Consider the following 25265-nt stretch of genomic DNA (forward strand, 5'->3'; position numbering starts at 1 on the left):
ATTTACCCTTGGTTATGAAGCTGTGATACTGTGCAAAGAATGATGATATTTTAAGCTTTATTTTATCGCAGATACAATTATTTAATAATTTTTAATTTGTTTATTTATACCCAAAATATTTGTTACATTTCTTAAACTGTTATTAAAATTGTATATATAGTATTATTTTTTATCATAAGTGCTTTGTAAAGCCATCAATTCAATTACATTTGCGCCAATCAAAATCACAATACCGAATGAAGTTAACTGCGCAGCCAAAACGCTTACTCGTTTGTTTTACTGCTTTTACCACCTGCCTGCTTTTTTCCTGTACTACCCAACGTATTGCCTATTTTCAGGATATTCCCGATTCTTTGAGTGTTAACAGTGCAAAATACGTAGATTTACCTCCCTTTACACCGCCGGTTGTACGTCCGGATGACATCCTGAACATCAATGTTCAGACATTGGATCCGCAGGCAAATATGATATTAAATCAAGGCAATTTACCCATTCAATCAGGTGTTACTACGGTTAACCCTAATGCGCCTATGCTGAATAATCAAAATGCTGTTTCGGGTTACCTGGTAAATAAAAATGGGGATATTTTTATGCCATATATCGGCAGTGTGCATGTACAGGGGTTAACTACCAGTGGTATTCACGATACGGTGTTAAACAGAATTTCTGTTTATTTCAAAAATCCGGTGGTAAATGTTCGTTTTGCAAACTTTAAGGTAACGGTGCTTGGAGAGGTAAGACAACCAGCTACCTTTTCGCTGCCCAACGAAAAGCCAACTGTGCTGGATGCTTTGGGGCTGGCAGGAGACATAACAATCTTCGGTAAGCGCAATAATGTACTGCTGGTGAGAGATGCGGAAGGCAGGAAAGAGATTACCCGCCTTGACCTTGATAGTACTAAAATAATAAATTCTCCTTACTTTTATCTAAAACCTAATGACGTGTTGTATGTGGAGCCGACTGAATCGAGAGTTGCAAGTACCAACGCCTTCCGTACAAGAGATATAGCTGTTCTTTCAGCAGGTATTTCGTTACTGACAGTAGTAGTGGCGCGCCTGCTCCGTTAAAATATTACCAATCAAAACTAACTTCATTTACATTCAATCTTTTATGATACGGGAAAATAATAATGCAGAACTGGTGGCAAAAGAGAGATCCAGCGACGTTGACCTTAAGTTTATTGTGGGGAAAGCCCTCGGTAACTGGTACTGGTTTGTACTTTCGGTGATTGTATTTGTGGCGCTTGGCGTAGTGTTCATGCTGGTAGTAACGCCAAAATTTAATGTCGCAGCTAAAGTAATGGTAACGGGACCTAACCCGCGCCTGCCAAGTGGTAGTACTGACGAAGCAATGCTGCTGTCGGACATCAAATCGTTCTCCGACGTAAACTACAGTAACGTAAACAATGAACTGCAGGTATTGCATAGCAGAACGCTGATTATGCAAACTGTAAGAGACATGCAGTTAAATGTAACCTATTGGCAAAAAGACGGATTAGTGTACCGGGAAGCCTATAAACGCTCACCTTTTTTTATAACCTTGTTGGAATTGAAAAGTGGCCCGGTGTACATGCTCTACGATCCGCAGAGTTATGAGATTACTATTGATAAAGACAAAGTAAATTTTGAAGACCAGAATACTGACAGTACTTTCTCGGCTCACTTTGGCGATACGCTTAAGTTTACCTATGGTACCTGGGTATTACAAAAAAATCCGGTTGTACAGGCCGACCCTGAAGGCGAGTATGCACTAAAAGTTGGCTCCTATGGCGGTGCTTTTAATGCTTATAACGCTAATATTATTGCAATCGTAACTACTACCGGTGTTACTACTATCGATCTTACCTTGTCCTCTCCTGTAAAAGAAAAGGGAGAAGACATCTTAAGTCATTTGATCAATTTATACGTGCAATCGGATATTGACCACAACAATAAAATTGCCGACAGCACCATTGCATTTATAGACAGCCGCATTGTAGGTGTGGCTGAGGACCTTAATAATATTGAAACGAATATTGAAAGGTTTAAGAAAAACAATAGCATTGCCGATCTAACTGAACAAGGAAAAGCATTGCTGACCAACAGCATAGCCACCAACAAAGCACTGGATGAACAGCAAGTGCAGATAAGCGTGGTAAAAGATCTGGAAAATTATTTGGAAGATCAGTCAAACAATACACGGGTAATGCCTACAACTGCCCCCATTAAAGATCCGGCTTTTTTAAGCCTGCTGGAAAAATATAATGGCTTGCAGTTGGACAGGCAAAAAATGCTGGCAACCAGTACCGAAAGCAACCCGGCAATACAAACGCTGGATCTGCAGGCGGCTCAATTGCGCGATGACCTGCTGCATTTGTTAAAATCGTATGAGAAAGGACTGGTAACGAGCAGAAACGACCTTTCCCGCCAAACCGGCAACTTGTTTAGCGATATTCAAAAGGTTCCTACACAGGAGAAGTTGTATCTTGATATGGCCAGGCAGCAAAATGTGTTGCAGGCATTATATACTTACCTGCTGCAAACAAGAGAACAAACTGCAGTTTCCAAGTCAAACAGTATTTCTCCCATCCGCATAGTAGATGCGCCGCAAAGCGATCCTGCGCCTTATTTCCCCGACTCCACTATTGTGATGCTGGCTGCCATTCTGCTTGGTTTATTGTTTCCTGCAGGCACCATCTTCATTAAGGAACTGCTGAATACAAAAGTGTTGACGACCGATGATATTGAAGATGCTACCGAAGTACCTGTAGTTGCGCAGATTTCGCATAACACAAACAAGAAAGCAATGCTGGTGGTCACCAAGGATGCACGCACTCAAATAGCCGAGCAATTCCGCACGTTGCGTACCAACCTGCAATACCTTATTACGGGTGCCAATGAGAAAGTAATACTTTTCACATCCAGCATGAGTGGCGAAGGGAAATCGTTTATGGTTATCAACCTGGGCAGTGCACTGGCTTTATCAGGCAAAAAAGTGTTACTGATGGAAATGGATTTGCGTAAGCCCAAGCTTTCTGCCGATCTTAAATTGTCAAACGAGCCGGGCGTTACCAACTATATTATATCAGACCTCAAGTTGAGCGATGTAATAAGGCCATCCGGCATACACGAAAATTGCTGGGTGCTTGGTTCGGGCGATGTTCCGCCAAATCCATCGGAACTTATTAACAATGAAAAAGTAAAAAAACTATTTGCAGAAGCAAGACAACAATTTGATTATATTATTGTAGATACGCCGCCGGTAGGCTTAGTTACCGATGCACAACTTATCAGCCGTTATGCCGATTTAACGCTATACGTTATCCGCCAGCGTTTTACAGCTAAGCGTCAGGTAAGCATTGCTGAGCAATTGGCTGCTACCAACAAAATGCCTAAGCTGAATATCATACTGAATGATATGCGCAAAATACCTGGTTATCACTTTGGCACCAGCAAGTACGAGCGTAATTATTACGAAGAGGCAAAAAAGCCGTTTTATAAAAAAATATTCAGGTTTAGTTAATGCATAACATACAACTGCCGGTTTGATATGCTGTATTCACTTTAAAACAAAATATTGTAACGTGAATATTTGAATAACAAACCGGCAGTTTATTCTTCCATAGCTCTTTTAAACAATAGTAATAAAGGACAAAAGCACGCTGGAAATGTTGCTTTAACTGCCTGTTCTTTTAATTTATAAGTTATAAATGAAAAGGAAGAACGGATAAAATAGCAAAGCTGGTTATTCATTTATACCTGCTGGTTTAACTGGCTAATTTTACTCCTGCTTTTATCTATAACTGCTGCAATTTTTATAATTGTATAGCTTTGAAAGTTGAAGGATTATAAAACAGGCAAATACTAATCAACCACTACACAGCTTTACAAAACTGTTGATAATAGCTTTTGAACAAACAACACATTATGCCGGTAAAACGTACCATTATATATGTAATGTCAGATAAAAGATCAGGCTCTACCTTATTGGAGAATATTTTATCCAAATCTGATGAAACGGTATCAGTAGGTGAACTGGCGCTGCTAAAAAATCACATTTTTCGCGAAGGTGCAGGCTTTCGCTGGGACTGGAACTGCTCTTGTGGCTCGCCGGTAAAGGAATGTGTTTTCTGGAGTAAAATTCTGGAAGGTATGGATTTAGATTCGCCCACATTCAACACCAAAATACGCTGGAACTTCAAATCGAACCGCACACTTGCCGGCAGCATATTGACACCGGTTTTTAAAGGTACGCTACAAAATATTGATAAGTATAAAATAAACGCAGACACCATCCATACTCTATATGCTATTTACAGAAAGATATTTGATTTTACAGGCAAGAACTTTATTATAGATTCTTCCAAAAATCCGGTGCAGGCATATATGTTGTACAGGCACAAACCTGCCGATATTGACGTAAAAATTATTGGGCTTAAAAGAGACCTTCGTGCAATCGCAGCGTCCAAGCGTAAATGGAATAATTTAAATAATAAGGATGTAAATAAATCGCTCGGCTGGTTACTGCGCAATTCTTTCTTATACAATAAAATCTGTGGACAGGTTTTAAAACTGGTAAATGCCGGAGATAAACTGCTGATTAACTACGAGCAATTGGCAACAGATACACAGCCGCAACTGGATAAGGTGGTACGAAAAACCGGATTACAGCCTTATAAAGCACCCCAATATATGCACGTAGAAGACGACGATCATACCATTGCCGGCACGCCGCAGCGCTTTACTAAAAAACCTATCAAATACGACAATAGCTGGGAAGAAGCATACAATCAAAAGCCAGTACTATCTTTTGTTGGCAAAATCATGAATAAATTGTAATAATGGTTAATAAGCAGCAGATTGTTAAGAGTGGCATCTGGCAGATGATGAATACAGGTGTTATTTTTATTTCGCAGTTAGGCTACTATGCCATTTTAGCCCGTATGCTGCCTCATGCACAAAAAGAGTTTGGTGTGTTTGCCCTGCTAAACTCGTGCATGGTGTTTGGCAATGTAGTAGCCGAGGCAGGCATGGGCGACGCGTTATTGCAACGCAAGCATGTAGAACCGCAGCACAAAAATGCGGCATTGTATTATAGTCTTGCAACCGGCGTTTTCTTTTACCTCATTTTATACATTGCTGCTCCCTGGCTCGCCGATTTTTATCAGCAACCTATATTATCATTAGGTTTACGGGTGATTGGCATCAGCTTCATTCTGTATTCTTTAGGATCTCCTTCTATCAACTTGCTGCAAAAAGAATTTCAATTTAAAAAAATATTCTTTAGTGACAGTCTCAGCCTCCTGGCTTCCAACGTCTTTGGTATCGTACTCGCTTATTATGGTTTTGGTGTAATGGCACTGGTGTACTCCACTCTGTTTTACAACATAAGTAAAGTGATTATGTTGTGGATACAGGAGCCATTGCCGGTAAAAATCGGCTCTACCTGGCGCCACTACAAAGACCTGCTCAATTATGGTTTGCTCCTTACCGTTATACGCATTACCAACTACATCAATTTATCAGGCATCAACTTTATGTTGGGCAAAATTATCACTATACAGGAAGTAGGTATTTTTGACCGGGCCAACCGCATCTCCAATATTCCCGGGCGATATATTGGCGACATCGTTCAAAAAATATCTATGCCCACCATGGTAAAGGTGGATGGCGATGACAAGCTGTTCAATGTTTATTACAAATCACTTTCGTTTTTGCATTCACTATTAGTACCAGTATCTGTTTTCTTTGGCGTATTCAGTATGCCTTGCGTACTCATTTTACTTGGGGACCAGTTTATCTCCGCCAATATGTCTTTAAAACTAATGCTTTTTGCACTGCCCTTCCAGATTTCCACCCGTTTGTCAGACGGCGTAATGCGGGTAAAAGGATTGCTGGTGCTCAATCTTAAACGTAAAATATTATCTACGATTATCCTGGTAGTATGTATGTATTTTGGCAGCTACTGGCACATTACCGGCATATCCGCAGGCTTTCTCATAGCTACGGTTATTAATTATTACATTATGATAGTAACGCTGCGTGGCGGGGTTTTCCCTGATAGCTGGCAGCAATTGTTGTTCAAACCTTTTATCAATGGTATCCCTTTAACCATTTATACCGTTGTTCCGTCTGTTATTTTGTACGAAGTGCTCAGGATTGGCTTGCATTTAAATGAGGTTGAATCCTTTTTGGTAATGGGAACGCTGGTAGGTTTATTTTTAGCATACGCATTTTTCAAAAAACCCAAATTGCTTGGTAAAGATTTCTTGCCAATCCGTGAAATATTACTAAACAAGAATAAAAATAAAAAAGGGCACAGAAAACAATTGGCGCAAGATGAAGAAGCAGCGATAGTAGAACAAAAGGGCGAAAAGCCGGCGGTGAAAATTGATTTGTGATTTAAAACAGGAAGTTATGAAAACGAATCTGACTTTTAATAAAGAAAAAATTATCCGGTTTATAGGTAGCGTTATGCTGGTAGGCGCTTTATATACTGCGCTGGTAGAGAACGACTCCAATTACATCCTGCTGGTATTTTTACCACTTGTGCTGATGGACCGAACTTTTTTAATTCCGCTCCTGTTTACCATTCCGCTGGTTGAAGGCGTATTTATGACAGAATCCGGCGCATCCAATGCCGAAACGATAGCCATTGCTATGGTAGCGCCGGTTATAGGCTATGATTTACTTAGGAAAAACCGGGTAAACATTCCCATGAAGGTACTTGCACTTTTTGTTATATTTATTATAATGGAGATTGTAGGTTTTATCGTATATAAGCAGCATCCATACATCAGCAAAACGGTAGCAGCTTGGGTAAACCTGCCTGCCGTACCGGTTACCGGTAAAACGATAGCAAGAGTGTTGAAGCTTATTTTCTTTATCGTATATCTGAAACTGCTTATCAATTATGGTAAAGAATATATTTATAAGGCACTCAGCCTGTACCGGCTACTTGCACCTTATATTATTCTTGCTATTGTAATTTATACGCTTAAATACGGCATAGTTGCGGCAAATTTTGGTGGTATTATCCACTTTGGCGGTGCCTCGCATGGCGATTTTACCGCCTCACTCGATGCAATTGCTGTTTTCTTATTTATAGCTATATTCGAAAAAAGAAAGAACTATTTCGAAAAGGTTCTCTCACTCGTTACCCTTGCTTTACTCTTTTACCTTATCATGAACATGGGTTCACGCAATGGATTGGTGAGTTTTATTTTTGTAACGGGCATCAGCATGATATTGGTCTTAGCCAAACGCAGCGGCTCCATGACCTTTTTAATGATGCTGGCAGGCGTATTTGCAGTTGCTATTGCTGTTATTCTGTTTGCCGACTCCCCTACCATCAACCGCTTTGCTTACCAAATGGACGAAGCAAACGGGGGCGAAAGAGTTGATTATTGGGCGGCAGGTTTACGTGCTATTTCCGAAGCGCCGCTGTTTGGTATGGGTGGCGATGAAACATCTTCGCTTTATGTTGTATCGAAATATACTTTGGTAGAGCCACACGTAATGCATAACACCTTCCTGGAGGTCGCAGTAGAATACGGATTGTTAGGCTTGCTCTTTTATATCATCTTTGTTTTTACCATTTTACGATGGGGATACAAAAGTTACATGTATGCCATCAAAACCAACGATCTTGTATTAGCAGCGCCGGCAGTTGCTTATACAGTATCTATATTCGCCGGCTTGTTTATCAGTCGTGTATGGGAAACACCACTGTGGTATTATCTCTGCCTTATTTTTGCCATTGGTACTTTATGGGTATTTCCGCAAACAAAGTTCAGCTTTCAGCGCAGAAGAAAGCAAGCATTACCCTCAACTACCGAACCCACCTATGCTTATGCAGATTAAGCTTGGTAGCAGCATATTTGCAAGACAAGGGATTGTTTAAATTAACTATGCGCTTACATGGAGCAAAAATTTTTCATCAAAGTAAGGCTCTTTAAACAGCTCGCTGATACGTACCACGTTAGGTCTTAAACCACTTTCATAAATTTCCTGTGCAAGATCACCACCTTTGAGGCAGATAAGCCCATTGCTTAACGAAGCTTCATTACCTTTCTTAAGCAATGGTTTTGTCCAGCGCCACAGGTCTTTCAGCGGTGCTACTGCACGTGATACAGCAAACTCGAACTTCCGGTTTTTTATGTCTTCTACGCGTGCGTGTTGCATTGTAATATTTTTTATTCCTGCTGCCTCAGCAACTGCTCTTACCACTTTCATTTTTTTACCTATACTATCCACTAAGTGAAAATGTACTTCGGGGAAAAAAATGGCTAACGGCACACCCGGAAAACCACCGCCCGTACCAATATCTATCACCTGCATACCGCCGGCGAAATTGGCAACAGCAGCAATGCTCAAAGAATGTAACACATGATTTTCGTACAGGCTTTGAATATCTTTGCGCGAAATCACATTTATCTTTTCATTCCACTCGGTATATAATGGCTGCAAAGCGGCAAACTGCTGTAATTGCTGTGGTGTAAAATCGGAGAAATATTTTAAAATAATATCCATATTTTTTTCAGTAAGCTGCCTTATAAACTTGCATTTAGCTTCTTTTTGCAACAGTTATTTCCATTTTTTTGCAGGTTTTTTAAATAAGGATGGCATGAACAAAAGATAATATATCATCATCCATACATCAAACAAAAGAAAGTATGGCCAAAGGTCCCCTTCATTCAGTTGATTCATGCTTTTGTTCCAGACAAAAGCTACTATAGCAAGCCTTACCAGAAAGATAATCAACACCAGCCACCAATTGAAAAAAAAAGCGGCTAGGATAGCTAACGGATACATCAAAAAATTGGTAAGGCTATACAATCCCAACAAAAACTTGTGGCTGCGCCTGTAATACCTGGAAGTAGTATAGTGCCTGTTTTTTTGTTTTATCCATTCGCTCCAGGAAGTCTTCGGCTCACTCAACGTGTGCGCATCTTTATCAATAACAATCGCTGTGTTTTTGCTGGTAGCTACTTTATTAATAAACAAATCATCATCACCGCCGGGCACATGATTGATGGATGAAAAACCTTTATTACGAATAAAAATATTGCGTTTATAACTCAGGTTTCTGCCTACACCCATGTATGGCATGCCTGCGAGCGCAAAAGAAAAATATTGTAATGCAGTATGAAAAGTTTCGAAGCGGATGAACTTATTAAGCAGGCTTTTCTTTTTATAATAAGCACCGTAGCCCAATACAATGTCTATACCCGGCGCATAACCTTGCTGCATTTTCTGCATCCATTGCTCACTTGCAGGAATGCAGTCTGCATCGGTAAGCAATACTATTTCGTAACGCGTACTTTTGATACCCATAGAAAGCGGAAACTTTTTTCCGGGAATCATCAGGGCTTCCTGTGTAAGCGGTATAACGTTTAAGTTTTTAAACCGTTTTTGAAACTCTTCCAGTATGTATTTGGTTTCATCCTCCGAGTTGTCATTCACTATAATAACTTCGTTCGTGGTACGGTAGCTTTGAAAAAAAATGCCGGGAAGATTTTTTACCAGGTTATTCGCCTCGTTTTTAGCACAAATAATCACCGAAACCGGGTACTCCTGAGAAGTTGTTTTTACAGGTGGCACAAAATAAGCCAGCCGGCGAAAGAAATACAGGTAATAAAATACCTGCACTGCAACCACCAAACAAAAAAGTATGAAGAAGGTATATGAAAGAAGGCTCATGTAGTGTTACAGAGATTTGGCGGGCAAGTTATAAAAACCATTCATTCTCTACACTGTTATCACTTATTTCTTTTTACTCTTCCGGATTGCCGTTATCCGCTTGTATCACCAAATTTCCGTTGCTGTTGATGGCTAAAGCAGTGATGCTTTCGGTGGTATTATCATCCCGCGGCTCTTCATTGTGCTGAATAACTGTTGGTTCGATGGTTTGCTCAGCCAGTATTTCTTTTATTTTAGGCAGATCTGCTGTGCTGTTGATGCCAAAATAATCCATAAAACTGCGGGAAGTAGTGTAAATTAAAGGTTTTCCCGGCAACTCTTCATTACGTCCTGCAATAATGATGAGTTCCTTTTCCAGCAGTTTTTGTATGCTGTAATCACTGTTTACGCCGCGGATGGCTTCTATCTCACCCTTTGTTACCGGCTGGCGGTATGCGATTATTGCAAGCGTTTCCATAGCAGCGGTGGATAAACGTTTGAGGTGTTTTTCACCATTCAACTGCACAATGGTTTTATAAAAAGCTGGTTTGCTGAGGAATTGCCAGCCGCCGCCACTTTCCTTTACCTCAAACGGATAAAAATCGGCACTATATTTTTCCTGAATGCCTTCCAAAGCGGCCTGCACCTGTTCGCCCGTAATGCGCTCTTCCATAAAGCCAAATGCATTATTAATCAGCTCTGCCACTTCATCAATATTCAGCGGCTTATCGCTTGCAAAAATGAGTGCTTCTATATGTGGAATGATTTCGGAAAGTTCCATGCGCAAAAAAGAAAAAGCCTGAACATCCAACGAATATTCAGGCAAATTTTATGTAAATAAAATTAACCCTGCAATGCAGCCGCACCACTTACAATTTCGGTAAGCTCGGTAGTAATAGCTGCCTGGCGTGCACGGTTGTAGGAGATTTTAAGGTTACGCAACAACTCGTTGGCGTTTTCACTGGCTTTATCCATCGCTGTCATGCGAGCACCATGTTCACTCGCATTCGCATCGAGTACTGCCTTATATAGTTGCGTATTTAGAATTTTAGGCATCAGCTCAGCAATCAGCTCCTCTTTATTTGGCTCAAAAATAAAGTCGGCTTTTCTGGCGCCAGGTTGCTTTTGCACTTTGGCTATGGGTAAAAACTGTTCTACCACAAATGCTTGCGTAGCAGCATTTTTAAACTGGCTATACACCAGTTCCACCGCATCAAATTCACCGTTTTCAAAAGCTTTCATAGCAGCGGCAGAAACAGCCTGTACCTGCTCAAAACTGAGGCTTAAAAATAAATCTTTGAAATCGGCATTTGTCTTATAGCCAAAACGGGTAAGCGACTCATATCCCTTTTTACCCACATTCCAGATAGTTACATTGCTTTTGGCAAACTGTGCCGGATATTTAGAAGCGATAGCTGCCCGTGCAGCTTTTACAATGTTGGCATTGTAAGCACCGGCCAAGCCGCGATCGCTGGTAATAACAATTAGTAATACTTTTTCCACCGGGCGTTCTGTTGCCAGTTTTATGTTTACGTCGCCGCTGTCTATATTACTTACAATATTGCTCAGCATTTCCTGCAGCTTTTGTGCATACGGACGCATTTGCATAATAGCATCCTGTGCACGCCTCAGCTTGGCTGCGCTCACCATCTTCATGGCTTTGGTAATTTGCTGTGTAGATTGTACCGATTTGATGCGGTTGCGAACTTCTTTTAACTGGCCTGCCATACTAAAGATTGTTTATAAAAGTAGTATTTTTTCGGGTGGCAAAGGTAAGGTTTTATGAGGAAATAAGTAAAGGAGAATTGAGCTATTCGCCACGTATGTAAGTACACAGGTATTACCAGAAGATTTTAGTTCCTAAAAACTATAGCTTACTACAATAAAAAACTCCCTTCGCGCAAAAAACGTAAAGGGAGTTTTCAATTTGGCGTCACCTACGCAATGTTTTGTGTCTATGGCAATTCGCGTAACCGTAAGCTACACTATACATCAGCAGGTGACATATAAGTTGAAATAATTTTACAAGGCAATTTGTTTTTCAGTCATCATCTTGCGCAAGTTAATCAAACCGTAACGCATACGTCCCAAAGCAGTGTTAATACTACAATTGGTAAGGCGGGCAATATCTTTAAAACTCATATCGCCAAAGTGTCGCAACACAATTACTTCGCGCTGTTCTTCGGGCAGTTTATCCAGCATGATGTACATTTTCTCATTGCTTTGCCGGCGCATCATTTTTTGCTCTGCGGTTTCTTCCACCACATTAATTACTTCAAAAATATCCTGGTTATCACTGGTAACAATAGATGGCGCTCTTTTTACTTTTCTAAAGTAATCCACACACAAGTTGTGTGCAATGCGCATAGCCCATGGCAAAAATTTTCCCTCTTCGTTATAACGCTTGTTGCGTAGTGTATCTATGATTCTTATAAATGTTTCCTGAAACATATCTTCGGCCAGATATTTATCTTTTACCAGAAACAAAATAGAAGAATACAGTTTTTCTTTATAACGGGAAATCAGTGTCTCAAATGCATGCACATCGCCATCCTGAAATAGAAGAACCAACTGAGTATCAGAAAGGTTATTTAGTAGCCTCATACAGATGAAAAGAAGTTTTATTAAAACTTGTTTTTTAAAATGGTTGTTAAAAGTTCTGTTCGTGTATAATTTCTGGTATAGGCTATGTGTTTTGTATAAAACAATGTGAAAATAGGAATAAGTTTGATGATAAAAAAATCACCAATTGTAAAACTTTTGCAAATAAAGCACATTTTAATATCACACGTACAATAGTTTAATAAAGTTATAATGTTAAAAGAATCTGTTCAAAAAGTAAAAAAAACAAAACCTACGCAAAACACCGACAATATTCTAATAAAAGGTGCCCGTACACACAATCTTAAAAATATTGATGTTGTTTTTCCACGCAACAAATTCATCGTTGTTACCGGCGTTTCGGGCAGCGGCAAGTCATCTCTTACTATAGATACGTTGTTTGCCGAAGGCCAGCGCAGGTATGCCGAAAGTTTAAGCGCTTATGCAAGGCAATTTATGGCGCGCATGAACAAGCCCGATGTAGATTACATAAAAGGACTTTGTCCGGCAATTGCCATTGAGCAAAAAGTAATTACCCGCACGCCGCGCAGCACTGTTGGCAGCATGACCGAAATTTACGATTATCTGCGTTTGCTGTATGCACGGGTAGGTAAAACTATTTCGCCAATCAGCGGACGCGAAGTAAAGAAAGATGATGTAACAGATGTAGTAGAGGCAATAAAAAATTTACCTAAAAATACCAAAGTTGTAATACTCACCGCCTTTAAGCAACACGCCAGGCGTCAAGTGCGCGAAGAGTTGAATATCTTAACTCAAAAAGGCTTTGCCCGCATGTACATCAACCGGCAGCCGGCAAGAATAGAAGAATTGCTGGAACTGAATGAAGAGGATCTAAAACAACAATTACAAATAAGCAACGGGCAGCCTGCTTATATTTTAATCGACCGGATTGTAGTAAAGGATTTTGAAGAGGAAGACATTCATCGTATTTCCGATTCTGTTGGTACTGCTTTTTATGAAGGGGAAGGGGAAATGTATCTGGAAGTGGATGGCAGCAAACTGCTGCATTTCAGCAATAAATTTGAGCTGGACGGAATACAGTTTGAAGAACCGGTGCCCAATCTTTTTTCTTTTAATAACCCTTACGGCGCTTGTCCTGTATGCGAAGGCTTTGGGCAAGTGCTTGGCATTGATCCGGATTTAGTAATTCCGGATAAAAAAGCCAGTGTTTACGATGGCGCTGTAGCGCCCTGGAAGGGTGAAAAATTAGGCTTGTGGCGCGAACGTTTTGTAAAAGCAGCAGCCCGCTACCAATTTCCTGTTCATAAACCAATCGCAGACCTTACCGAAGAGCAATATGAACTCCTTTGGAAAGGCAACGGTACGGTACAGGGCATTGACGATTTTTTTGCCGAAGTAGAACAAAACCTATATAAAGTTCAATATCGCGTGCTGCTGAGCCGTTATCGCGGCAAAACGGCTTGCCCAAATTGTAAAGGTTACCGCCTGCGCCCGGAAGCGTTGTATGTAAAAATTGGCGGCAAACACATTGGCCAGTTGTGCCAAATGCAGGTAAAAGATTTAAAGGAGTGGTTCAATGGTCTTTCGCTTACAGAACATCAAAAAGAAATTGGCAAGCGCATTTTGTTGGAAATCAACCAGCGCCTGCAAACCTTGATTGATGTAGGCTTAGGCTACCTTACGTTGAATCGCTTAGCCAATAGTTTAAGTGGCGGCGAAAGCCAACGAATACAACTCACACGCAGTCTCGGCAGCAATTTGACCAATTCCTTGTATATTTTGGATGAACCTTCTATTGGCTTACACTCGCGCGATACGGAAAAACTAATAAAAGTATTAAAGCAGTTGCGCGACTTAAACAATACTGTTGTGGTAGTGGAGCACGATGAAATGATTATGCGCGAAGCCGATTACATTATTGATATGGGTCCGCTCGCCTCACATCTTGGCGGCGAGGTAATTGCAGCCGGTAATTACAATGAAATCGTTGCAAACCCTAACAGTTTAACCGGCAAATATTTAAGCGGAGCACTCACAATTAATTTGCAAAAAATACCAAGAAAATGGACTAAAAGCATCACCGTAGAAGGTGCAAGGCAAAACAATTTAAAAGATATCAGCGTACAATTTCCCCTGAATATGTTATGCGTCGTAAGCGGTGTGAGCGGTAGTGGAAAAACCACCCTGGTAAAGCAAATCCTCTACCCTGCCCTGCGCAAACTCAAGGGTGAATTTGCCGATAAAGTAGGTGCACACAAAGCCATAACCGGCGATATAGATAGCATTACACAAATAGAACTCATCGATCAAAATCCTATCGGTAAATCATCGCGCAGCAACCCCGTTACTTATATAAAAGCGTATGATGAAATACGTGATGTGTTTGCACGCCAACCGCTGTCAAAAATGCGGGGCTTCCAGGCAAAGCATTTTTCCTTTAATGTAGATAGTGGTCGTTGCGACGCCTGTAAAGGTGAAGGCGAACAGGTAGTGGAAATGCAGTTTTTGGCAGATGTGCATTTAACCTGCGAAGTGTGCAATGGCAAGCGTTTTAAAGAGGAAGTGCTGGAAGTGCAATATAACGGGAAAAATATTTACGACATACTGGAAATGAGCGTGGATGATGCAATTATCTTCTTTAAAGAAGAAAGAACGTTAGCCAAGGCGTTACAGCCTTTGCAGGATGTAGGTTTAGGCTACATCAAGTTGGGGCAAAGCAGCGATACCTTGAGCGGTGGTGAGGCGCAGCGTGTAAAACTGGCGAGTTTCCTCGGCAAAGGCAAAGCGCAGGGACATCTGCTATTTATTTTTGATGAGCCAACTACCGGATTACATTTTCACGATATCAACAAACTACTTTCTTCATTTTATGCGTTAATAGAACAGGGACATTCATTAATAGTAATAGAACATAACACAGATGTTATTAAAAATGCGGATTGGTTGATAGATTTGGGACCAGAAGCAGGAGATGCAGGCGGCAAACTGGTATTTGCAGGTAAACCTGCAGATATTAAAAAAGTAGAAGAAAGTTATACAGGTAAATTTTTGTAAGTAATTCTTTTGTATTTTTCAGGGCAAATTCCCCACAAAAACACACGAAAGAACTGCTTGTTAAGTTTGGGTTGTATTGGATGATAACAGCGTTTGCTGCGGCTAAAATGAAGGCGATCATTTAGGCACTGTTAAAGCAACTTTAAATTACCGGTTTAGTATTTTGAAATGTAAACAGGAGCAAACCTTTGTTGAAAATGGAAGTCCTAAAAAAATATTTTTCAACCTTCTCTTAATTGACGTTATTTTTTACAATAAAAGTTACAAGTTGTGCTTTCAATCTATGATTTAAACCTGCTATCATTATGCAATACCGTTTATTACGAAATAACAAAGAAAGCGGTCCTTACACAAAGGCGCAGCTGGAGGAGATGGGTTTAAAGCCTTACGACCTGCTTTGGATTGAAGGCAGAGGCGGCGCATGGTTGTATGCTTCTGAAATAGATGATCTAAAGTCTATTGCTCCGGCAATAGAAGAGCAGCCGTATGACCGTTTTTATAAAGGAAAAGAAAAGCAGACTGCTATAACAAATAGTAAACAAAATAATTCTTCCAACGCAAATACAACGAACACTACCAATACAGCTACCCTAAAGCAGCCTAAGCCGCGCTTTCGTATATCGGGCGACAAAGTAGTAATGATAGATAATGCAGCACTGCAGGAACCAAAGCCACTACATGATGCTTTATCTTCTTTTACCAAAACACAACCGCAACAACCCGAAGCTGTGGCCGCAAAGGCAGCTCCCAAACAAGAGATTGCCACTCACATTCAATCGGTAGGGCTGGACTGGGAAGACATGTACACTGATTGGAAAGGAGAAGCTAAAGAAAAAACAGAAAAGCCGGCGCCTGCCAAAGCGCAAACGATGGAAGAAGTGAGGCAACGCTTTGAAGAAGCAAAGCTGAAGCAATTGGGCGAAAAACAACATAAAACGGCTAATAACACGAAGCAAAACATAATGGCAGCCGTAGCTATTCTCGTGCTGGCAATTGGTGGTTATGCGGGATACAAAATGAACCAGGGTAGCGATAGTAATAGTGCTACACAAAGTACGCCGGCTGTAGAAAAGGCAGTAATACTACAAAATGGAAATAACCAGCAGCAAGATCCTGCTGACGCGAATTCAAATGTATCTGCATCTGCACAACAGCAAACTGATGATAATACAAGCGAAGTTGCCAATGAAGTAAAGAATTCATTACCTGCGGATAATTCAAAAACGGTAAATCCTGCACCCTTATCTGCAGAAAACAACAAAGAAAATAATCCTGATACGAAAAAAGAGCAGTCGCAAATACCTGCAAAGAATACAGAAGCAAATACTACTGTAAAGACCGATAAAAAAGCCGTTCAGCAAGAACCGGTAACAGATAACAATAAAGTTACTGCCGGAAAAAATACTCAGGAAGATTATACGCCATACGACATAAAGAAAGGAACCGCTACTGCGCCCATACAAGCTCCGCCTGTTACAGAACCTGCCATAGCAAAACAGGAGGCATCTAAAAAAAGTATAAGCGATTATATATCGGTAAGCAGACTAGGTAGCAATACTAACAGCGGCAGTGTACAGAATGTATTGTTATCTGTAAAAAACGTAACCGATTTTCCAATAGATCTTGCAGTGGTGGATATACAATACTATGGTACAAACGGGCGCTTTCAAAAAGGGGAAACAATGTATGTAAGAAATATAGGCGCAGGTGATAATATAAATGTGCGCATCCCCGATAGCAAAACATCACGTTCCATCAGTTATAAAGTATCGCTTGTTAGCTCTGAACAAAAAACCTTGTATCTTGTAGGCGATTAAACCAACACCTGCCAACGTGTTGGATACCAACACCGTTATTGTATCGTCCTATGAAATGCATTGTATTGTTTGGCGCAGGCAAGTCTGCTACGGCGCTCATTGATTATTTGAAGCAACTGGCTACAGAGAAAAAATGGCATGTAATAGTAGCCGATTACGATTTTAAGATAGCAAAAGAAAAAACCGGCAATCATCCGCAGGTAAAAGCAGTTAAAGTAAATATTGAGAATGACCAGCAGCGGAAAGAGTTGGTGCAAAAAGCACATGTTGTTATTTCGCTGATGCCACCCCACCTGCACCATCTTATAGCACTCGATTGTATTCTGTTTCATAAACATTTACTCACCGCTTCTTATGTGGATGAAGAAATAAAGAAGTTGCAAAGTGATATTCGCCACCGCAACCTGCTATTCCTGTGCGAGATGGGTCTTGATCCCGGCATAGACCACATGAGTGCTATGCAACTGATTCATTCTATACAGGCAAAAGGGGGTGTAATTACTTCTTTTAAATCGCACTGTGGTGGATTGGTAGCACCCGAAAGTGACGACAATCCATGGCATTACAAAATAAGCTGGAACCCGCGCAATGTGGTATTAGCGGGTAAAGCCGGTGCCATGTACAAGGAAGAAAGCCAGGAAATTCATAAGTCATATCCCGATTTATTTACCAACAACAAAATGGTGCATATTCCGCACCTTGGCAGCTATGCTTTTTACCCCAACCGCGATTCACTCCGCTATCAGGAGTTATACCATTTAGAGGCGGCACACACTTTTATCCGCACCACACTCCGGCACCCTGATTTTTGTTTTGGCTGGAAGAACATTATTGACCTGAAGCTCACCGACGAAGAAAAACAATACAATACAGACGGGCTGAGCATTGCAGCGTTCTTCAGGCAGCATTTTGAAAAAAAAGGCTTTGACCAATGGCTCAACGATATGCTGATGAGCCGATTAAGTTTTGCTAAAGAGTTGATGGCGCAGCTTACACAAATAATTGAAACGGAAGAAAATGCCAAGGAACAGGATGAGCAAAGCAACGGCTTTTTGGTAGTGGACGAAAATGGCGAACTAAGCAGCGTTGCTATTGAGGATGTAAAAGATAAAGCTGCCGAAACAGTGGCCGGCAAAATGCATGAAGCCAATTTAACCTTAAAGCAGTTGTTTTGTTTGGGGTTGGACGATGAAATGCAGATTAATAAAGGACTTTGCAGTGCTGCTGATGTATTGCAGTTTATATTGGAAAACAAACTTGCTTTGCAACCCAGCGATAAAGATATGGTTGTAATGCTGCACGAAATTGAATACACATTAAACAACAAGCCGGCAATAGCCAGAAGCGCTTTAATAGTAAAGGGTAAAGACAATGTACATACTGCTATGGCAAAAACGGTTGGCTTGCCGCTCGGCATTGCAGCTAAGCTTATACTGGAAGGAAAGATAAAAGAAACCGGCTTGCATATTCCCGTAATTCCATCCATTTACGAGCCGGTGCTGGAAGTATTAAAAGAGCATGGTATTGCTTTTTATGAAGAAGAGTAAACAGGATTGGTACTATTCCATCTTCTCCAACATTTGCAGCAGGTCTTTCACACCTTCTGTAGCGGGCTTTTCAATTACGGTAAGATTTTGTAAATAGCCTGTTTCGGGAATGTTTTTATCAATGATAAACTTGGGTACAAACGGTGCTACATAATGCACCAAACCTGCTGCCGGATACACCACCAGCGAAGTACCAACTACTACAAAAATATCTGCCTCTGCAGCAATGTAAGCTGCTTTTTCAATCATGGGAACGGGCTCTTCAAACCACACAATATGCGGACGCAGTTGTGCTTTATCCTCTGCCAAATTGCCCAGATTAATGTCGCCTTTTATCTCATATACCAGCTCTTCATTTTGTTCGCTGCGCATCTTAAATATTTCGCCATGCAAATGCAGCACCTTTGTACTGCCGGCACGCTCGTGCAGATCGTCAATGTTTTGAGTAATTATGTGTACATCAAATTCTTTCTCCAAATCAGCTAAGGCTTTGTGTGCGGCATTGGGTTGCGCTTTAGCTACATCCTGCCGGCGCATGTTGTAAAAATCGAGCACCAACTGCGGATTCTTTTTCCAAGCACGTGGCGTAGCTACTTCATGTATATCATACCCTTCCCACAAACCATCACTGTCTCTGAATGTTTTCAGTCCGCTTTCGGCACTGATGCCAGCACCTGTGAGCACTACGAGTTTCTTTTTTGCCATAATGCTTTTATTTATAAATTATCCATCATCTACAATTGATTAGCCTTATACACTCTTAAGAAATTTTCGCCCAAAATTTTCTTAATATCTTTCTTGCTGTAGCCACGTTTTTTTAGTGCTTTAGTAATAAGCGGATAATCGGTAATATCATTTATCTGTTGGGGTGTAATGCTAATGCCATCCAGGTCGGAGCCTAAGCCCACATGGTCAATACCTGCCAGTTGTACCAGATAATCGATGTGGTCTATTAACATGCTTAGCGGTGGACGCATCGCTTGTATTTCATCCTTGTATTCCGCATATAAATAATCAGAAGCATAGTAGCTTTCAGGGTTTAATGCTAATAATGAATCTCTTTCTTTTTTATGCCTCGTATCAAAGGCGTCCGACTTTCTTTCAAAGCTGCTGTCTATAAAACCAGGATAAAAATTAATGTCAATTACCCCGCCGTTTTTTGCAATCGCAACAATCTGCGAATCCTTCAGATTACGTGGCACCGGACATAATGCATACGCATCGCTGTGTGAGGCAATAATGGGTTTGGTAGTGGTATGGATAACATCCCAGAACGTTTGCTCGCCTACGTGGCTTACATCTATCATCATACCCATCGCATTCATGCGTTTTACTACCTGTTTACCAAAATCATTCAATCCTTTCGGCTGGTGTAGCAAAGAGTCGTGTGTTTCGTCTCTTGCAGATGTTGCCCATGATGGAGAATTATTCCACGTGAGCGTCATATAGCAAACACCACGGTTTTTAAAACTATCTAAATATGCCAAATTATCCTCTATCATGTGACCACCTTCAACGCCCATCATAGCTGCTAACTGTTTATGTTGTAAAGCTTCCTGCAGATCAGCATAATTCTTCACAATTTTCATCTTTGCAGGGTTGCGTGCGGCAGCAGCATATAAAGTATCTATCTCCCGTATAGCCCTGTTAAACGCTTGCCCTTTACCAAAAGAACCATCGCACCAGATAGAAAATACCTGTACATCTATACCGCCTTTGCGCATACGGTTGAGGTCGGAATGGGTTTTCACTTTGAGGTTATTATCAAAACGGTAGTGTTTTTCAATACAGGTAGATAATATATCGTTGTGCGAGTCAGCAACAATGGCTTTTTTATGTATTTTTTTATAGGATTGCGCCTGCGAAAAAGTACAGGAAAAAAGAAACAATAATAACAAACAATATTTCATTCCAACATTCATTAAGTGCGAAAGATAAAGGTTTATGCTCACGGTTTTACATTAGAATTTTACCTTAATACTTTGTACAGCAGTTTGTTTAATGATAACAGGAAGGTGCATTTATTCTGTTATTACTATCTTTTCTTTTTTCATTGCAATGCGGTAGAGCATCATTGCCATGATTATAAAAAATACCACACCTAATAGCTGATATAATTCGGGGCTTAACGCCTTTTCCAAACCACTTTCGGCATTCAGCTTCTCCAGTTGCGCGGCAATGTTTTCGCTGCCGGCAGTAAGCAGCGCAACCGCTACACCGGCTAATGAGCCGCCCGCCACCAGACCGGTTGCAAACAAATTGCCTTTGCCTAAATCATCTTCTTCCGGTTGTTCGCCTTTGCTCCTCTTTCGCCAATCAACTATGCCACGCACAGCACCACCGGCAAATATGGGCAAGGTAGTACTCAATGGCAGATAAGCACCCACTGCAAAACCGAGTGAATTAACACCGCACAACTCCATTACCACCGCAAGCGCCACGCCTACAAATACAAACTGCCAATCCAGATTGAAAGACAAAATGCCCTTTATCAAAGTAGCCATGAGCGTAGCCTGCGGACCGGGAAATTTATCGGTGCCAATGGCATGGGTAAAGCCTTGCTTTATCATATCCGATGTAGGCGTATCCAGTACTTTTATGGTAAATCCAATGACAATAGAAGAGACTATGGCGCCAATAAAAAGTGCTATCTGCTGAAAACGCGGTGTGGCGCCAACAATATATCCCGTTTTTAAGTCTTGCGAAGTAGCACCTGCATTAGCCGCCGCAATACATATCATACCGCCCACCACCAGCACCATTGGTTCGTACGTTTTGCCGCTCCAGCCAATACCTATAAATACCAGGCACGTTGCCATTACGGTGGCAATGGTCATACCACTGATGGGGTTGTTGCTCGAACCAATAATGCCCACAATTCGGGATGAAACAGTTACGAAAAAAGCACCGAATACTACAACCAACACACCCAGCAATAATTTACTCAATACACTATCGCCGGGAATCATGGGAATGAAAGCCATGAGCAATATCAGAGCAAGACTACCTATCAGCACTACACTTAAACTTAAGTCTTTATCGGTGCGCGCTACGGTATTGGTAGTTACTTTATCTTTCAATGAACCGATACTTTCTTTAAAAGAAGAAATAATGGTAGGAATGGTTTTTAACAACGTGATAAAACCACCTGCAGCAACAGCACCGGCACCTACCTGCCGTATGTACGCGCGGTACATTGCATCGGCTGTATCGGCAAACTGGTGCGTGACAGGGTTCCAGTTACCCGGTCCGCCGGGCATAGTTACACTGCTTAAATATCCCAGCTTTACCAGTTGCGCTGCAATCATGGTTTGGTCTTGTATTAGCGTAGCCAGCAAAGGATTAAACACCAGCCATGATAACACGCCTCCAGCTACCAGCGCACCCGAAATACGCGGGCCAATAATGTAACCTACACCGAGGTATTCAGGTGTTATCTCTCCACTAATTTTAGCTGCCGGAAAGTATTTATTGGTAAGTTTAGTAGTGAACTCCGGCACTTCGGCAACCACATGAACAATCCTCTGTAAAAAAGCATATACCAGTGCCACGCTTACCCCCCAGAATGCTGTTTTTGCAATATCGCCGCCCTTTTCTCCTGCTTTCAGCACCGATGCACAGGCGGTACCTTCAGGGTAAGGCAAGGTATCGTGTTCTTTTACAATGAGTGACCGACGCAGTGGTATCATCATCAGCGTGCCTAAAAGTCCGCCAAAAATGGCTAAGATTAATATCGTGAGATAATTGAAAAATTGCTCGCCTACGCTTTGATCATTTACTACTGAAAGGAATAAAAAACCGGGCAGGGTAAAAGCAACGCCCGAAGCAATGCTCTCACTGGCAGAACCGGTTGTTTGAATGATATTATTTTCCAGAATCGTTGTTTTTAGCAGCTTTCTGCCGATGGTAATGGCAATCACTGCAATAGGTATAGATGCACTTACGGTAAGTCCGGCTTTTAATGCTAAATATACATTGGCAGCACCAAACAAGCAACCCATAATACAACCCATCACAATGGCTTTAAGCGTAAACTCTTTCATGTGTACATCGGCTGGTACAAAGGGCTTAAACGTTTTCTTTTCCTGCATTTGATGGTTAGTTTTATGGAGTTTAAAAGTAATAGTTATTGGTTGATTGCATATTGCAGCTATAAGATTTTATATTTTGTGGTAGCAGTAAACGGATAGGTTTGTTGTAAGATACATCCATTAAACAGCGCAAGCATACTATATAACTATAAATAGTAAATGAGGGTTGTAAGGATAGGTAAATATCCGATTAGCAGGAGAAGTGCTCTTTTCAATAGTAATAGTTTAATAGCTTTAATGCATTAGCAAGCGGTACTTTGAAACAAGTCTTCCGCAAAATAAATACTTTATTTCATTCAACTTCTTCAATGCCCAACGGATAATTCAATTGGCTCGGCAACAGGGTGCCCGGTGGTAAAGTTTGTACCCAGCAGCGCTGCAATGGTATTAGCAATTTGCTCCTGATAAATTTGCTGCTTCATTTTTATTTCACCTGCCGGTTTAATATCCGGACCCAGCAAAGCCAGCCAGATATCTGCAGAGCCTCTCAATAAAAAATTATGACTTTTCCAGTGTTTCACCTTCTTACCTCTACCATGATCTGTGGTTATAAGCAACGAGGTTTTATCTTTATAATTGGGATTCGATTGAATAAAATACCAAAGCTGCGCAATCATCCTGTCAATATTGTTCAACGATTGAAGATATTGGTCATACTCGCCTCTGTGAGCACACTCGTCAGGATCACCAAAAGAAATGTAAACAACCTTGGGAAGATGTTGCGCTACATACTCTTTCGCCGCTACAAAGGTAAGCGCATCATAACGGGTGGCATTGGTATCAACAATCACCTCCTCCTGCAGTTTGTTCAATAACTGTACACGGGCATTGGCTGTATCGGGCAAAGGCGTGTAGCCACTATACACCGGCAATTCGTTTCGTTGTGTACCTAATATCTTTGGAAAGATACTCCATGAGGTAAAAGCAACTACTTTATCGTTGTAAGCTGGTTGATTATTTAAAAATTCAAGGATATTAGTGTTTTTGTTTTCAACAGGTTTATTAGAATGAATTCCTGCGGGATAGCCAGTCAGAATTTCGTTGTAACCAGGATAAGAAAACCGATGATTATTGGCAACATTTACTTTATTGCGATACTTTCTATTGCCATACAACTGTCCGCGCTGCGCTATTATACTCCAGAAAAAAGGCATTAGTTTTTTTCTCCTTTCCGCTACCGATTTATCCCAAAACATCTGCTTTGCCAGCGAGGTATCCTTTGTAAAACGGGTGTTATTGATCAAAGTAGCATCAGCGCCCGAAAAAATTTCCTGCCAGCGAACACCATCCAGCGTTATGATAAATATATTTTCTGATTGGGTAGATTGCGCTGGTGCAAAAAGTAACTGCATTAACAATAACAAGGTTAAACACCATTTCATACGTTAGGTTTTGCAAAGTTTTATCTTACCTGTAAACCCAATGAGAAGCAATCATTAAGTTTACATTAATAGGTGGGGAAGACTTTTGAACAAGTATGCATCGTACAGTTGAATGACTGTTGAAGTGCATGCCGCTTTGTATAACATTATTATACAATAAAACTGCCAACGTGCTTATAAATGTTAGTTCAGCCTGCTTTGAATGAAAGAATAATAGCAGATTGTAAGACTATTTATTATATAATTAACCTTTTATTAATTCAACTCACTCAACAAACTATCTATATCCAGCGCTTTGGTGTACATATTCAAAGAACCATCTTCGTGGTAAGGCCACTCTTCTTTTGGCCGGTCCCAATACAATTCTACACCATTGTTATCCGGATCATTTAAATAAATAGCTTCTGAAACACCGTGGTCGCTTGCGCCGGTAAGCGGATATTGTGCAGCGATTAAGCGATTTAAGATGGAAGCTAAATTTTTCCTTGTTGGATACAATATTGCTGTATGATATAAGCCTGCACTATGTGCTGGTGCCGGAGGAGCACCTTTACTTAACCATGTATTCAAACCAATGTGATGGTGATAACCACCAGCAGAAAGAAAAGCTGCCTGCCTGCCGTACATAGTTGTTACTTCAAAGCCCAGCAGGTCGCGGTAAAATTGTAGCGACCGCTCCAGGTCGGATACCTTTAAGTGCACATGTCCTATATGTGTTTGTGCAGGTATGATGTATTTTTCTTCCATGTGTTGTAATCTTTATTAATAAGACAAAAATGCTGTTCTCTTCAAAGATAGGTTATATCAAAAGTTATCAATAGCCTTATGATTGAAGCATAACAATAGAAATTATCCTTTATGCACATCATTCCTAACAATCAACTATCACATTTCAACTTATACATTAGTTTATATAAGAAGCAATGCTGCATTTAGTTGTATTTTGCATCGCTTTTGCATACTGTATAAAAGCAGTACAAATGTTCGGAAGTTTTTAGTAAGCCAAACCATCTGCTCCAATACTAAAATCCATCTTAGAGTAAGTGGCGGGAAGACGTGGACGTATGCGCGGAGCGATCGGGTTGTCCCTGAACCCACAAAGTGGTTCATGGAGGCAAAAGAAGATAATAGT

The 25265-nt window shown here is 40.9% G+C and carries 18 protein-coding genes; 8 read left to right on the plus strand and 10 right to left on the minus strand.

The window, feature by feature from the left end; genetic code table 11:
- Positions 1-236 precede the first annotated feature (236 nt).
- The 5 genes from FC093_RS18055 (at position 237) to FC093_RS18075 (ending at position 7841) form a co-directional block, all read left to right on the plus strand.
- Positions 237-1067 (plus strand): polysaccharide biosynthesis/export family protein, encoded by an 831-nt coding sequence (locus FC093_RS18055; protein ID WP_137263210.1) that lies wholly within the window; start codon positions 237-239, stop codon positions 1065-1067.
- A gap of 43 nt (positions 1068-1110) precedes the next feature.
- Entirely contained in the window at positions 1111-3501 is a 2391-nt protein-coding gene (locus tag FC093_RS18060; RefSeq protein WP_137263211.1) for a GumC family protein, read from the plus strand.
- Between the two features lie 386 nt (positions 3502-3887).
- On the plus strand, positions 3888-4817 hold the full coding sequence (locus FC093_RS18065; RefSeq protein ID WP_137263212.1) for a sulfotransferase domain-containing protein: 930 nt from the start codon (positions 3888-3890) through the stop codon (positions 4815-4817).
- Positions 4818-4819: 2 nt separating this feature from the next.
- Positions 4820-6379: a lipopolysaccharide biosynthesis protein gene (locus FC093_RS18070; protein ID WP_137263213.1), complete on the plus strand. Its 1560-nt coding sequence runs from the start codon at positions 4820-4822 to the stop codon at positions 6377-6379.
- A gap of 16 nt (positions 6380-6395) precedes the next feature.
- Positions 6396-7841, plus strand: coding sequence for an O-antigen ligase family protein (locus tag FC093_RS18075; protein ID WP_137263214.1), 1446 nt, complete (start codon positions 6396-6398; stop codon positions 7839-7841).
- A gap of 45 nt (positions 7842-7886) precedes the next feature.
- On the opposite strand, the gene rsmG is transcribed toward FC093_RS18075, so the two are convergent.
- The 5 genes from rsmG to FC093_RS18100 all read right to left on the minus strand — a co-directional run bounded on the left by rsmG (position 7887) and on the right by FC093_RS18100 (position 12263).
- The gene (rsmG, locus tag FC093_RS18080; protein ID WP_137263215.1) at positions 7887-8510 is read right to left on the minus strand and encodes a 16S rRNA (guanine(527)-N(7))-methyltransferase RsmG; all 624 of its coding nucleotides are present in this window, start codon (positions 8508-8510) and stop codon (positions 7887-7889) included.
- Between the two features lie 54 nt (positions 8511-8564).
- Positions 8565-9680, minus strand: coding sequence for a glycosyltransferase (locus tag FC093_RS18085; RefSeq protein WP_137263216.1), 1116 nt, complete (start codon positions 9678-9680; stop codon positions 8565-8567).
- Between the two features lie 73 nt (positions 9681-9753).
- Positions 9754-10485 carry an SMC-Scp complex subunit ScpB gene (gene scpB / locus FC093_RS18090; RefSeq protein WP_240743359.1) on the minus strand — a complete coding sequence of 244 codons (732 nt, stop codon included), beginning with the start codon at positions 10483-10485 and terminating at the stop codon, positions 9754-9756.
- Positions 10486-10502: 17 nt separating this feature from the next.
- Positions 10503-11387, minus strand: coding sequence for an ATP synthase F1 subunit gamma (gene atpG / locus FC093_RS18095; protein ID WP_137263217.1), 885 nt, complete (start codon positions 11385-11387; stop codon positions 10503-10505).
- 294 nt (positions 11388-11681) lie between these two features.
- Positions 11682-12263: an RNA polymerase sigma factor gene (locus FC093_RS18100; protein ID WP_137263218.1), complete on the minus strand. Its 582-nt coding sequence runs from the start codon at positions 12261-12263 to the stop codon at positions 11682-11684.
- A gap of 210 nt (positions 12264-12473) precedes the next feature.
- Between FC093_RS18100 and uvrA the strand changes: the two genes are divergently transcribed.
- The 3 genes from uvrA (at position 12474) to FC093_RS18115 (ending at position 18660) form a co-directional block, all read left to right on the plus strand.
- On the plus strand, positions 12474-15296 hold the full coding sequence (uvrA, locus tag FC093_RS18105) for an excinuclease ABC subunit UvrA (RefSeq protein WP_137263219.1): 2823 nt from the start codon (positions 12474-12476) through the stop codon (positions 15294-15296).
- 305 nt (positions 15297-15601) lie between these two features.
- The gene (locus FC093_RS18110) at positions 15602-17113 is read left to right on the plus strand and encodes a DUF4339 domain-containing protein (protein WP_137263220.1); all 1512 of its coding nucleotides are present in this window, start codon (positions 15602-15604) and stop codon (positions 17111-17113) included.
- Between the two features lie 50 nt (positions 17114-17163).
- Entirely contained in the window at positions 17164-18660 is a 1497-nt protein-coding gene (locus FC093_RS18115) for a saccharopine dehydrogenase C-terminal domain-containing protein (RefSeq protein ID WP_137263221.1), read from the plus strand.
- Between the two features lie 12 nt (positions 18661-18672).
- Here the strand turns inward: FC093_RS18115 and FC093_RS18120 are convergent, their stop codons facing one another.
- From FC093_RS18120 to FC093_RS18140, 5 genes are all read right to left on the minus strand, one after another.
- Positions 18673-19365 carry an SIR2 family NAD-dependent protein deacylase gene (locus tag FC093_RS18120; protein WP_137263222.1) on the minus strand — a complete coding sequence of 231 codons (693 nt, stop codon included), beginning with the start codon at positions 19363-19365 and terminating at the stop codon, positions 18673-18675.
- A gap of 29 nt (positions 19366-19394) precedes the next feature.
- Complete coding sequence (locus tag FC093_RS18125) at positions 19395-20570, minus strand: dipeptidase (protein WP_137263223.1); 1176 nt, start codon at positions 20568-20570, stop codon at positions 19395-19397.
- Between the two features lie 111 nt (positions 20571-20681).
- Positions 20682-22751 carry an OPT family oligopeptide transporter gene (locus tag FC093_RS18130; protein ID WP_137263224.1) on the minus strand — a complete coding sequence of 690 codons (2070 nt, stop codon included), beginning with the start codon at positions 22749-22751 and terminating at the stop codon, positions 20682-20684.
- Positions 22752-23056: 305 nt separating this feature from the next.
- Positions 23057-24133 carry an alkaline phosphatase family protein gene (locus tag FC093_RS18135; protein ID WP_137263225.1) on the minus strand — a complete coding sequence of 359 codons (1077 nt, stop codon included), beginning with the start codon at positions 24131-24133 and terminating at the stop codon, positions 23057-23059.
- Between the two features lie 255 nt (positions 24134-24388).
- Complete coding sequence (locus tag FC093_RS18140; protein WP_137263226.1) at positions 24389-24880, minus strand: VOC family protein; 492 nt, start codon at positions 24878-24880, stop codon at positions 24389-24391.
- Between the last annotated feature and the right edge of the window lie 385 nt (positions 24881-25265).

Origin of the sequence: Ilyomonas limi, from assembly GCF_005233845.1 — a bacterium.
Taxonomy (GTDB): domain Bacteria; phylum Bacteroidota; class Bacteroidia; order Chitinophagales; family Chitinophagaceae; genus Ilyomonas; species Ilyomonas limi.

Excerpts from the sequence above, each read along its gene's own strand:
- FC093_RS18130 (WP_137263224.1), bottom strand. The coding sequence starts at position 22,751 with ATGCAGGAAAAGAAAACGTTTAAGCCCTTTGTACCAGCCGATGTACAC.
- FC093_RS18140 (WP_137263226.1), bottom strand. The coding sequence starts at position 24,880 with ATGGAAGAAAAATACATCATACCTGCACAAACACATATAGGACATGTG.
- FC093_RS18075 (WP_137263214.1), top strand. The coding sequence starts at position 6,396 with ATGAAAACGAATCTGACTTTTAATAAAGAAAAAATTATCCGGTTTATA.
- FC093_RS18085 (WP_137263216.1), bottom strand. The coding sequence starts at position 9,680 with ATGAGCCTTCTTTCATATACCTTCTTCATACTTTTTTGTTTGGTGGTT.
- FC093_RS18070 (WP_137263213.1), top strand. The coding sequence starts at position 4,820 with ATGGTTAATAAGCAGCAGATTGTTAAGAGTGGCATCTGGCAGATGATG.
- FC093_RS18135 (WP_137263225.1), bottom strand. The coding sequence starts at position 24,133 with ATGAAATGGTGTTTAACCTTGTTATTGTTAATGCAGTTACTTTTTGCA.
- FC093_RS18060 (WP_137263211.1), top strand. The coding sequence starts at position 1,111 with ATGATACGGGAAAATAATAATGCAGAACTGGTGGCAAAAGAGAGATCC.
- FC093_RS18115 (WP_137263221.1), top strand. The coding sequence starts at position 17,164 with ATGAAATGCATTGTATTGTTTGGCGCAGGCAAGTCTGCTACGGCGCTC.
- FC093_RS18055 (WP_137263210.1), top strand. The coding sequence starts at position 237 with ATGAAGTTAACTGCGCAGCCAAAACGCTTACTCGTTTGTTTTACTGCT.
- rsmG (WP_137263215.1), bottom strand. The coding sequence starts at position 8,510 with ATGGATATTATTTTAAAATATTTCTCCGATTTTACACCACAGCAATTA.
- FC093_RS18100 (WP_137263218.1), bottom strand. The coding sequence starts at position 12,263 with ATGAGGCTACTAAATAACCTTTCTGATACTCAGTTGGTTCTTCTATTT.
- FC093_RS18125 (WP_137263223.1), bottom strand. The coding sequence starts at position 20,570 with ATGAAATATTGTTTGTTATTATTGTTTCTTTTTTCCTGTACTTTTTCG.
- atpG (WP_137263217.1), bottom strand. The coding sequence starts at position 11,387 with ATGGCAGGCCAGTTAAAAGAAGTTCGCAACCGCATCAAATCGGTACAA.
- uvrA (WP_137263219.1), top strand. The coding sequence starts at position 12,474 with ATGTTAAAAGAATCTGTTCAAAAAGTAAAAAAAACAAAACCTACGCAA.
- FC093_RS18110 (WP_137263220.1), top strand. The coding sequence starts at position 15,602 with ATGCAATACCGTTTATTACGAAATAACAAAGAAAGCGGTCCTTACACA.
- FC093_RS18120 (WP_137263222.1), bottom strand. The coding sequence starts at position 19,365 with ATGGCAAAAAAGAAACTCGTAGTGCTCACAGGTGCTGGCATCAGTGCC.